The sequence below is a fragment of the Citrobacter sp. S55_ASV_140 genome, from assembly GCF_018919505.1.
Taxonomy (GTDB): Bacteria; Pseudomonadota; Gammaproteobacteria; order Enterobacterales; family Enterobacteriaceae; genus Citrobacter; species Citrobacter werkmanii.
This window is the reverse complement of sequence record NZ_JAHLQZ010000035.1, coordinates 22,261-32,788: the sequence shown is the minus strand read 5'-3', so window position 1 is coordinate 32,788 and position 10,528 is coordinate 22,261. Positions and strand designations below refer to the sequence as shown.

The following is a 10,528-nucleotide window of genomic DNA, read 5'->3' as shown; positions in this document are numbered from 1 at the left end:
CATAGGCTTCTCTCTCAATCACGTTAAGGGATGACGACCGTCCAACCATCAGGCTGGCGATCAAATGGGGCGAATACTCTCTTCGTCCAGGTCTGCATCGAAAAAACGACGCAGCGTCTGAATGTTATTATCCGCAATAATCGACTCTCGCGCCTGCGCGAGTTTCTCTTCATAAATGGCCTGACGCCACTCCAGCGGCGTGCGCACCGCAGGATTATCATCTTCAACGATGGTCAATTCAACCGTTGACCCCGTTAAGGTACTCAATGCTTCGGCCAGTTTTTGCTGCGCGCCGCTGGAATTAAGATGCCGTTGCGAGGAACGCAGGTGCAGGCAAACCACGTTGCCATTCTCTTCTTTCCAGGCATTAAGCGCCACCTGCTCCACCAGTTTAGGCAGCGAAAGCTGGCTCACCTGAGCAGCCCAGGGGTCGCGTTCAATGGCTTCTGCCGCCAGTTTTGCCGCCAGTTCCGGCGTTTTTTCATGCTCAAGCGCTTTTTTCAACGCTTTCGGCGTGGCAATGGCTTCTTTGACTTCGGCTACGGGATTGGTCGTTTTCCAGCGATACGCTTCCTTCTTCGCCGGCGCTTTTTCCAGCGCAGAGACGGCCGGACGCGCCTGAACACGCTCCGACACCGAGGCCAGTCTTTCCAGCGCAGCATTATTCACCGGCCGCGCGCGGGAAGCGGCTGCCGGTTCACTCTTTTTTGGTTTGGTTGCTCCCTGAGCGCGTTGCAGTTGGCTGCGCGCCGCCAGCACCTGGCTGGTGGCCTCGGAGAGCGGCACATTCTGTTGCTGTTGCGCTGGCGCAGGCTGCTGAGGTACTTGCGTCGGGGTCATCACCGCAGTCGGCGCGACGGGGGCAAACGACTGGCGCGGGACTTCAGGCTCCGGCAGTGGCATGCGCGGATGAAAAGCCAGCGCACGCAGTAGCGTCATTTCGACGCCCATTCGCCTGTCCGGCGCATACGGCAGTTCTTTGCGCCCGATTAACAGGGTTTGGTAGTAAAGCTGTATGTCAGTTGGCGGAACGATTCGCGCCAGTTCGCGCATACGCTGTTCAATGGCGGCCATATCGCTGCCGAGCGCGGCGGGCGAAAGCTGTACCATAGCAATGCGATGCAGCAAAGCCGACATCTCAACCAGCAGCGCTTCCCATTCAATACCCCGCGCGGCGGCGTCGTTCACCAACGTCATAACGCGTTCGCCGTCAGCCGCGACAACCGCTTCAACAAGCGAGAGCGCCTGGTCATCGTCCAATGTGCCGAGCATGGTGCTCACCGCGTCGGTCGACACCTGACCATCGCCGCTGGCGATCGCTTGATCGGTAAGACTCAGCGCATCGCGCAGGCTGCCGTCCGCGGCGCGAGCCAGCAGTTGCAACGCGCGTGGCTCATGGGAGATATGCTCTTGTTTGAGGATATGCTCAAGCTGATGGCGAATCTGTTCAACATCCAGCGCTTTAAGATGGAATTGCAGACAGCGCGACAGGATAGTCACCGGTAACTTCTGCGGATCGGTGGTCGCCAGCAGGAATTTAACGTGTGCAGGCGGCTCTTCGAGCGTTTTCAGCAAGGCGTTAAAGCTGTGGCGCGATAACATGTGCACTTCGTCGATCAAATAGACCTTAAAGCGACCGCGCGCAGGCGCGTACTGGACGTTATCCAGCAGGTCGCGGGTGTCTTCGACTTTAGTGCGTGAGGCGGCGTCGATTTCAATCAGATCGACAAAACGCCCCTGCTCGATTTCACGGCAGTTATCGCACACGCCGCACGGCGTGGCGGTGATGCCGGTTTCACAGTTTAGTCCCTTCGCCAGCAAACGGGCGATAGAGGTTTTCCCGACGCCACGGGTGCCGGAAAACAGATAAGCATGATGAATACGCCCTAACGACAAGCCGTTCGCCAGTGCCGTCAGCACATGTTCCTGGCCGACGACGTCAGCAAAGGTTTGGGGGCGCCATTTTCGGGCTAAGACCTGATAACTCATTGGCTGGCTCTGAAAGGCTGGAGGGTGGATTCACAGGAGGATAATGCTAACACAACCTCGCAGCGACGGCGAGGTTGTGTGTCTCGGTATTACTTCAGCCGAGATGAGATAGCCGACTTAGTGGCCCGGGAACGGAACCAGGCTATAACAGGTCAGCCCCTGTTTTTCCAGGCGCTGTTCGCCGCCCAGGTCAAACAGGTTAATGATAAAAGCAGCATCGGTCACTTCGCCACCCAGACGGCGGATCAGTTTCACGGTGGCTTCAATCGTGCCGCCGGTTGCCAGCAGGTCGTCCACAACCAGTACCTTATCGCCCGGTTTGATGGCATCAACGTGGATTTCCAGCTGATCGGTGCCGTATTCCAGCTCATAGCTCTCGGCGATCACTTCACGCGGAAGCTTGCGGGGTTTACGTACCGGAACAAAGCCGACGCCCAGACCCAATGCTACCGGCGCGCCAAACAGGAAGCCACGCGCTTCGGTGCCAACCACTTTAGTGATACCCGCATTTTTGTAGCGTTCAACCAGCAATTCAATGCTGAGGGCGTAGGCTTTCGGGTCTTCCAGTAAACTGGTGACATCGCGAAAAAGAATGCCCGGTTTTGGGTAGTCGTGGATGCTTTTGATGCTATTTTTGAGAAACTCAAGCTGCTGTGCAGTCGCGGTCATAAGTTTGTGCCTGATTAATTCGGTATTACTTCACGGCGCACTATACACTTCATCCTCGACGTGTCTTGAATGATTTTGTGTCTATATTAAGGGCCAGGGTTACATTTGCTTAACCTTTGACCACCTGCGCCTGTGCTCGAAAACGGTCGAATTTACTGGCTGTGAGCGACAATTGCAACAGCGATTATTGCGCTTTATTGCTTTTGTTGTTTTTCATCAATCACCGGGATCCGCCACATAAAAATCAGTAAACAGGCGAGAATAACCAGCAGCAGGCCGCGTACCCACATCATATTGACCAGCCACAGTGAAATACCAAACGTAATCAATATCAGCAAAATAGCGCGCGGCTTTGCGCCCGGCGGCATCGCGCGGTGTTTTTGCCAATGGCGCAGATACCCGCCGAACCACGAACGATACAGCAGCCAATCGTGAAAACGCGGCGATGAGCGGGCAAAACACCAGGCAGCCAACAGGATAAATGGCGTCGTGGGCAATAGCGGCAATACCACGCCCAGCGTTCCTAATACTACCGCTAGCCAGCCAATGATGATTAGAATAATGCGTTGCATAATATGAGTACTTAACACAGAGAATCGCTACTTTAGCATAACAGTTCTCATTTTCATCGGAGTGTTGTCGTGAAAACCGTCATGCTGCTACAGACGCTCGAAAACCAGCTTAACCGCCTGCGCCAGCGTTGTGCCCCATTGGCGCATCATACAACGCTTAGCGCCCGCTTTGACAGGCATCTGTTTCATACTCGCAGCACGTTGCTGCAGGCGTGTCTGGATGAAGCAGAAGATAATCTCACGGCCCTACGCCGCGCGGTGGATCAGCAACAACTCCCCCAAATTAGCTGGCTTGCGGAACACCTTGCTTCACAGTTAGAGGCGATTTCACGCGAAACAGCCAGTTGGTCGCTCAGAGAGTGGGACTGCGCCTCTCCCGGCCTGGCGCGTTGGCAGCGCAAGCGGGTTCAACACCAGGAATTTGAACGCCGGCTGGTTGAAATGACGCGTGAACGCAAGGAGCGCCTGTCCCAGGCTACGGGTTTTGAAGAACAACAGAAATTGCATCGTGAAGTAGAAGCATTCGAAGCGCGACTGACGCGCTGTCGCCATGCGCTGGCAAGAATAGAAGCCGTGCTGGCGCGTTTAACCCGTTAATACCCGGAGAATTTATGTCATTAGAGAACGCCCCGGACGAGGTCAAACTGGCCGTCGATTTGATTGTTTTACTTGAAGAAAATCAGCTTCCAGCACGCACAGTGCTACGCGCGCTGGAGATCGTTATGCGCGATTATGAAAATAAGCTTAAAAGTGCGGAAGGCGCCTCGCAAACTGATTGATTGCCCTCTGGTCTGCCATTGGCTTCGGTGTCAGAGTCGTCGCAACATCACGACGATAACGGACAGATCATGGAACGGCTCCCCACCACGCCGCACGATGCGGTCTTTCGGCAAATGCTGACGCAAAAAGAGGTCGCCCGAGATTTTTTGCAGATCCATCTGCCTCGAGCGTTTCTCAATATATGCGATATGGAAACATTAACGCTGGAATCAGGCAGCTTTATTGAGGACGATTTACGCACCTGCTATTCAGATATCCTCTATTCCCTGCAAACAACACATGGACCCGGCTACGTTTATGCGCTGATTGAGCATCAGAGTACACCCGATAAATTAATGGCCTTTCGCCTGATGCGCTACGCTGTCGCTGCTATGCAGCATCACCTTAACGCCGGGCATAAAACCTTACCTCTGGTGGTACCTGTACTGTTTTATCATGGTACGGAAAGCCCGTGGCCCTATACTCTCAACTGGCATCAGTTGTTTAGCGAGCCACAGCTTGCGAAAGCGCTTTATGGCAATGAATTTGCGCTGGTAGACCTGACCATTATGCCAGATAATCAGATCATGCAGCATCAACGGGTAGCGATGCTGGAACTCCTGCAAAAACATATTCGGCAACGCGATCTGAGCGAGTTATTGGATCAACTCATTACGCTCTTAACGCAGGATCGCCTGACAGAATATCAGCTCGACGTTTTGATTAATTACATGCTGAAAGCAGGAAATACCACGGAACCCGGCGTACTTGTCCACCAACTGGCGCAGAGTGCGCCACAGTACAAGGAACAGCTGATGACAATTGCTGAATGGTTAGAAGAAAAAGGTAGAGCGGAAGGCATGCAGCAAGGGCTGGAAGAAGGTCGGCAGGCAGAAGCGCGTGATATCGCACAAAAAATGCTCGCCCGCGGCCTGGAACCGGATCTGATTACACACCTTACGGGCCTGACGCAGGAAGAACTGACAGCGCTGACTCACTAAATACAATCAGGGCGGCAAACTGGCCGCCCTGATTGCAACTTAACCTACCGAAGGCGTCGGATCATCACCTTTGATGATGTCACGCTTAACTTCGGTCACGGTGTCCCCTTTCGCATTATGCAGGTGCACTTCGAGCTGGTTAAAGGCGATATCAATGTCATTTTCACGACACAAACGATCGACCGCACGGTTAAGTTCGTCAACCGTATGGCTACGATCGCGCAGTTCACGCACGTATAAACGCAGCTCATGATCCAAGGTGCTGGCGCCGAAGGCGGTAAAGAACACCGCTGGTTCCGGATCGTGCATCACTTTCGGGTGTTCCATCGCAGCCTGCAACAGCACTTTCTTCACTTTCTCCAGATCCGAACCGTAGGCCACGCCAATGCGGATCACCAGACGCGTAGTGGTATCGGAAAGCGACCAGTTGATCAAACGCTCCGTCACAAAGGCTTTGTTCGGGATGATCACCTCTTTGCGATCAAAGTCGGTAATGGTGGTGGCACGAATACGGATCTTGCTGACCGTTCCCGAGAATGTTCCGATAGTCACGGTATCGCCGATGCGTACCGGGCGCTCAAACAGAATAATCAGACCGGAAACAAAGTTACCGAAAATCTCCTGTAAACCAAAACCAAGACCAACCGACAAGGCTGCGGCCAGCCACTGTAGTTTATCCCACGAGACGCCGAGCGAACCGAAGACCGTCATCGCACCGATGGCGATGATCGCATAGTTAAGAATGGTGGTGATCGCATACGACGCTCCCTGGCGCATCTTCAGTCGCGAGAGCACCAGCACTTCCAATAGTCCGGGTAAGTTGCGGATCAGCGCCCATGCGACCATTGACGCAATAATCGCAAACAGCAGGCTGCCCATGGTGACGCTTTTCACCACTGCGGCCCCCGCTTCTGTAGCGTTATAATGCCAGAGCGTAATGCTGTCGAGGTAACTGAACACGGTGATCAGATCGGACCAAATTGCCCAGAACAGAACACCAAACAAGGCAACCATCACCAGCATGGTGATACGTAAGGTTTGCTGGTTAACCTGCTCCAGCGCAATGGTCGGTTCTTCTTGCGGTTCTGCGCCTTCTGCCCCTTCTTTCACCAGGTTCTGACGACGCGCTAACGCACGACGCCAGGCGATACGCCGCGCCGCCACGCTCAACCCGCGGAGCACCGTCTGATACAACAGGTTCCAGACAATAACCAGATAAACCGTTTCAATCCAGCGGCCCGACAAGCGCAGCGTGGTGTAGAAATACCCTGTCGCCGTCAGCACCATCAATGCAATCGGGATAATAGACAGCACGGTAATGGTGACCAGACGCAGACCATGCGACTCTTTGTCACGCCAGCTTTCACGGCACATTGGCCATACCAGGAAGGCGATCAGCAACAGGTTGAGGAAAATAACGGACTGACCAAGCACATCATCCATCAGATTGAGCGGCGACAGTTCAGCAACAACTGACCAGAAGTTAAGTGGTAACAACGCCAGGCTAATACGCACAATCTGGCGACGCCAGTGGCTGGTTTGCTTTGCAGGCATGCCAAAATGGCGTATCGCCACACCATCTTTTTCCAGCACCTTCCAGCACAGACCAAATACCAGCCAGAAGACGGTCATCTTCTTACTGAACGCCCACAGCAGGTCGCTGATATTCAGCTGCATGGTAAGCAGAATCAGCCCCACGGCGAGGATAATCAGACACGCTGGCAGCGCTCTGATGAGATCGATCAGTATCGCTTTTGGCGTATTGAGCTGACTGTCATTACGCAGGTTACCTACCGCGGCGGCTAATTTCGCCTGATATTCTTTCAGCCATTTCAAACGCCAGCGGATTAACCCGGCAATGAGCAGCAGCGGCAATCCTGCCAGGAAGGCAATAAATACCGCCGGCCAGGCTTTTTCCCAGTTCACGGTGATTTTCATCGACTTAAACTGGTCTTTAAGCGTTTGCGGGAAGGCTTTGATCCAGTCCCAGTCCATTGGACGGTTACTGTTAACCCAAAAAATTTGCTGGGTGAGGATCCCTTTCAGGTTTTTCGACACGCTCATCAACTGCTGCTGGTTGATTTGCAGGTTAATCGCCATCATCAACTGGTTGCCCAGTTGCTTATTCAGCTGATCCAACAGCTCCCGGCGCATATCCACGACCTGCAGCAGGGCATCATGGACTTCACCGTTGACTTCGTTGCTGTGCCCTTCTTCCAGTTTGGCGACAAACGCATCATTCTGGAACAGGGCGTCACGCTGCTGGTTGACCTCAAATTGTTCCAGACGCAAATCGGCAATCCGGTTGGTCATATCAGCAAGCTCATCTGCCGACGGCAGCGTTTGTTGCTGCTGGTACAGAATACGTGACAACAACAGACTGCCTTTCAGGACGGCGATCTGTTCTTTAATATTGCGTTCGGATTGCAGCGCGCGATCGAGCCAGTTTTTAACCTTAATATTTTGCTGCATCAGGTTATTGCCGTTTTCGGTCGCGGCGATCAGACGCTGGCTAAGCTGATGGTTGACGTCCAGTTCCTGCTTCACTAACGGATTAGACTGAATACGTTCAGCTTCGTCAGGCGATACCGCTTCCTGCGCCGTCTTTTCGGTTAACGTCAGCCGTTTGCTGTTTACAGCCTCTTGCAGGAGCTGGAGCTGATGCTCAAGACGATTGCTGTTTGCCGTCACGTAATCGCGTTGTTTTTGCAAGGTGTCCTGCAAAATCGTATTGCCTTCAAGGCTTTTACGCTGTTGGTCGATCTGCGCGTTCAGTAGCGCCTGCTGCGCCTGCAGTAGCACCTGCTGGCTGGGGCGCAACGCCGCCTCCCCCACATTATTACCATCAAGCCGATTGCGGATTTGCTGCATTTGCTGCGACGCGGTGTACATCGCATTTTGCACGCGCTCTGGCTGAGTCTGCAGCGATACCAGTTGGCTGTTATAAGCGGCCAAATCATTTTGCGCGCTTTGCAGGTCATCCAATACCTGCGCCACGCGCGACTCCAGTTGACGTAAGGAGAGCGTACTCAGCGTTTTTCGCGTTTCATCGTCATTATCAACATCACTGAGCGAATTTAGCGCATCTGTCGCCTGACGCATTTTCTCCGGCGCCTCGGCAACTTTCTGCCGAAGCTGTACGGTCTCATCTTTCACGCGATCGATTTTATCCAGCGTGGCGATGGTATCGGTCAGATCCTGCTGAACCAGCTTATCCTGCGCGGAGAGATCTTTTTGTTTATTCAGCGCGTCCAGTTGGCTCTGAATATCCGCTTTCGTCGGCAGATCCCCACTCTGTTGCGCCCGTGCAAATGCTGACGACTGGCAAAAAAGCAATAGAATGAAGAAAAGAAAGGTAATAGCAATAAGATGCTGTGAACGTTTATAGAGCTGCAACATAGTCATGAGAATGAACGTTTCTGAACCGGAAAAGTGACCGGAAATAGTCAAGCGGCAAGAATATCACGGCTGTGAGCAGCAGAATAGCAGCAGGCAAAACGACCAGGATAATTCCTGGTTCAGACCGCAAAAGTTAGCAGGATTTCGCCACGTTAACCCGCAGGCTTGGGCAGAGAAGACACATCTCCAGCAGTACTGCGACGTATTCACGCGCGTCTTTTTTCAGATCAAAAGATTCAGGGGCAAATAACCAGTTCTCTATAATTCCCGTAACATAGCTACGCAACAGCACCGCCACGCGACGCGTGTTCAGATTTTCCGGCAGCATGTTGGCATTCATGCACTGCCGCAATGTTTGTTCGATACGGTCGTAATTCTCAATACACAGACTGCGTTGAGCGAGCTGAACAGAGGCCATTTCCCCGACAAATTCGCATTTGTGGAATATAATTTCCAACAACAAACGTCGGCGTTCTTCTGTCACGGTAGCTTCAAGAACGTAAATTAAAATTTCTCTTAATACTGATAGTGGATCGTCGGGGAATTTTGCTTGATACTCAGTCTCTAACTCATCAATGTTAGGTTTTGCTAGCTCCCAAATTTCACTGAATAAATCCGATTTGTTTTTGAAATGCCAATAGATTGCGCCGCGCGTGACACCAGCGGCTTTTGCGATCTCCGCAAGCGAGGTGGATGATACCCCTTGTTGCGAAAACAAACGCAGAGCAACATCGAGAATGTGCTGTCGTGTTTCCTGTGCTTGTTGTTTGGTTTTTCGTGCCATAGGTCAGTGAATTTACAGGCGTTAGATTTACATACATTTGTGAATGTATGTACCATAGCACGACGATAATATAAACGCAGCAATGGGTTTATGGGCTTTAAGCCATTGATCAATTTGAAATCGGACACTCGAGGTTTACATATGAACAAAAACAGAGGGTTAACGCCTCTGGCAGTCGTTCTGATGCTCTCAGGCAGCTTAGCGCTAACAGGATGTGACGACAAACAGGCCCAACAAGGGGGCCAGCAGATGCCAGAGGTTGGAGTTGTTACGCTCAAAACTGAACCTCTACAGATAACAACCGAACTCCCGGGTCGCACCAGTGCGTATCGCATTGCTGAAGTTCGTCCTCAGGTTAGCGGTATTATCCTGAAGCGTAATTTCACGGAAGGTGGTGACATCGAAGCGGGTGTATCTCTCTATCAGATTGATCCTGCGACTTACCAGGCCGCTTATGAGAGCGCAAAAGGCGATCTGGCCAAAGCACAAGCCGCAGCAAATATCGCTCAACTGACGGTCAAACGTTATCAGAAACTGTTGGGTACTAAGTACATCAGTCAACAGGATTACGATAGCGCGCTGGCAGACGCACAGCAGGCGAACGCCGCCGTTGTCGCCGCGAAAGCCGCAGTAGAAACTGCACGCATCAATCTGGCCTATACCAAAGTGACGTCGCCGATCAGCGGCCGCATTGGTAAGTCATCCGTTACGGAAGGCGCTCTGGTGCAAAACGGTCAGGCGACCGCACTGGCTACCGTTCAGCAATTGGACCCTATCTATGTAGACGTGACGCAGTCAAGTAACGACTTCCTGCGCCTGAAACAAGAGTTGGCCAACGGCACGCTGAAGCAAGAGAACGGTAAAGCGAAAGTCGAGCTGGTGACCAATGACGGCATCAAGTTCCCGCAGGCCGGTACGCTGGAATTTTCCGATGTTACGGTAGATCAAACCACCGGTTCGATTACGTTACGCGCCATCTTCCCTAACCCGGATCACACCTTACTACCGGGAATGTTCGTCCGTGCTCGCCTGGAAGAAGGGACTAACCCAACTGCATTACTGGTTCCGCAGCAAGGCGTTACCCGCACACCGCGTGGCGATGCCAGTGCCTTGGTTATCGGTGCAGATAACAAAGTTGAAATGCGTCAAATTGTCGCCGCACAAGCGATTGGCGATAAATGGTTAGTCACTGATGGACTTAAGCCGGGCGACCGCGTGATTGTCACTGGGTTGCAAAAAGTACGTCCTGGCGCGCAGGTAAAAGCCCAGGAGATTACCGCGGATAACAACCAGCAAGCCGCAAGCGGTAGCCAGCCTGAACAGTCCAAGTCTTAACTTAAACAGGAGCCGTTAAG

9 protein-coding genes and 1 other annotated feature are annotated in these 10,528 nt (G+C 52.7%); of the genes, 4 read left to right on the top strand and 5 right to left on the bottom strand.

All coding sequences use genetic code 11. The features are described from left to right. Positions 1-60: 60 nt before the first annotated feature. From dnaX to KQJ18_RS08345, 3 genes are all read right to left on the bottom strand, one after another. Complete coding sequence (gene dnaX / locus KQJ18_RS08355) at positions 61-1,989, bottom strand: DNA polymerase III subunit gamma/tau (RefSeq protein WP_199978883.1); 1,929 nt, start codon at positions 1,987-1,989, stop codon at positions 61-63. Next, positions 664-728: a sequence feature (DnaX frameshifting element), on the bottom strand. (Overlaps the previous gene by 65 nt.) 117 nt (positions 1,990-2,106) lie before the next feature. Continuing rightward, on the bottom strand, positions 2,107-2,658 hold the full coding sequence (apt, locus tag KQJ18_RS08350) for an adenine phosphoribosyltransferase (RefSeq protein ID WP_006685676.1): 552 nt from the start codon (positions 2,656-2,658) through the stop codon (positions 2,107-2,109). Positions 2,659-2,852: 194 nt separating this feature from the next. Then, a complete protein-coding gene (locus tag KQJ18_RS08345; RefSeq protein ID WP_038638360.1) occupies positions 2,853-3,230 on the bottom strand; it encodes a DUF454 family protein in 378 nt (125 codons plus the stop codon). 69 nt (positions 3,231-3,299) lie between these two features. Between KQJ18_RS08345 and priC the strand changes: the two genes are divergently transcribed. The 3 genes from priC (at position 3,300) to KQJ18_RS08330 (ending at position 4,990) form a co-directional block, all read left to right on the top strand. Further along, complete coding sequence (gene priC, locus KQJ18_RS08340) at positions 3,300-3,827, top strand: primosomal replication protein N'' (protein WP_087857063.1); 528 nt, start codon at positions 3,300-3,302, stop codon at positions 3,825-3,827. 14 nt (positions 3,828-3,841) lie between these two features. Beyond that, a complete protein-coding gene (gene rsmS, locus KQJ18_RS08335) occupies positions 3,842-4,009 on the top strand; it encodes a pleiotropic regulatory protein RsmS (protein ID WP_006685679.1) in 168 nt (55 codons plus the stop codon). A gap of 69 nt (positions 4,010-4,078) precedes the next feature. Further along, positions 4,079-4,990 carry an Rpn family recombination-promoting nuclease/putative transposase gene (locus KQJ18_RS08330; RefSeq protein ID WP_199978884.1) on the top strand — a complete coding sequence of 304 codons (912 nt, stop codon included), beginning with the start codon at positions 4,079-4,081 and terminating at the stop codon, positions 4,988-4,990. 39 nt (positions 4,991-5,029) lie between these two features. On the opposite strand, the gene mscK is transcribed toward KQJ18_RS08330, so the two are convergent. Together mscK and acrR are read right to left on the bottom strand one after the other, a co-directional pair. Next, positions 5,030-8,395, bottom strand: coding sequence for a mechanosensitive channel MscK (gene mscK / locus KQJ18_RS08325; protein ID WP_150344742.1), 3,366 nt, complete (start codon positions 8,393-8,395; stop codon positions 5,030-5,032). Between the two features lie 127 nt (positions 8,396-8,522). Further along, on the bottom strand, positions 8,523-9,173 hold the full coding sequence (acrR, locus tag KQJ18_RS08320; protein WP_069323969.1) for a multidrug efflux transporter transcriptional repressor AcrR: 651 nt from the start codon (positions 9,171-9,173) through the stop codon (positions 8,523-8,525). Between the two features lie 141 nt (positions 9,174-9,314). Between acrR and acrA the strand changes: the two genes are divergently transcribed. Then, a complete protein-coding gene (gene acrA / locus KQJ18_RS08315; protein WP_038638348.1) occupies positions 9,315-10,508 on the top strand; it encodes a multidrug efflux RND transporter periplasmic adaptor subunit AcrA in 1,194 nt (397 codons plus the stop codon). The last annotated feature ends 20 nt before the right edge of the window (positions 10,509-10,528 follow it).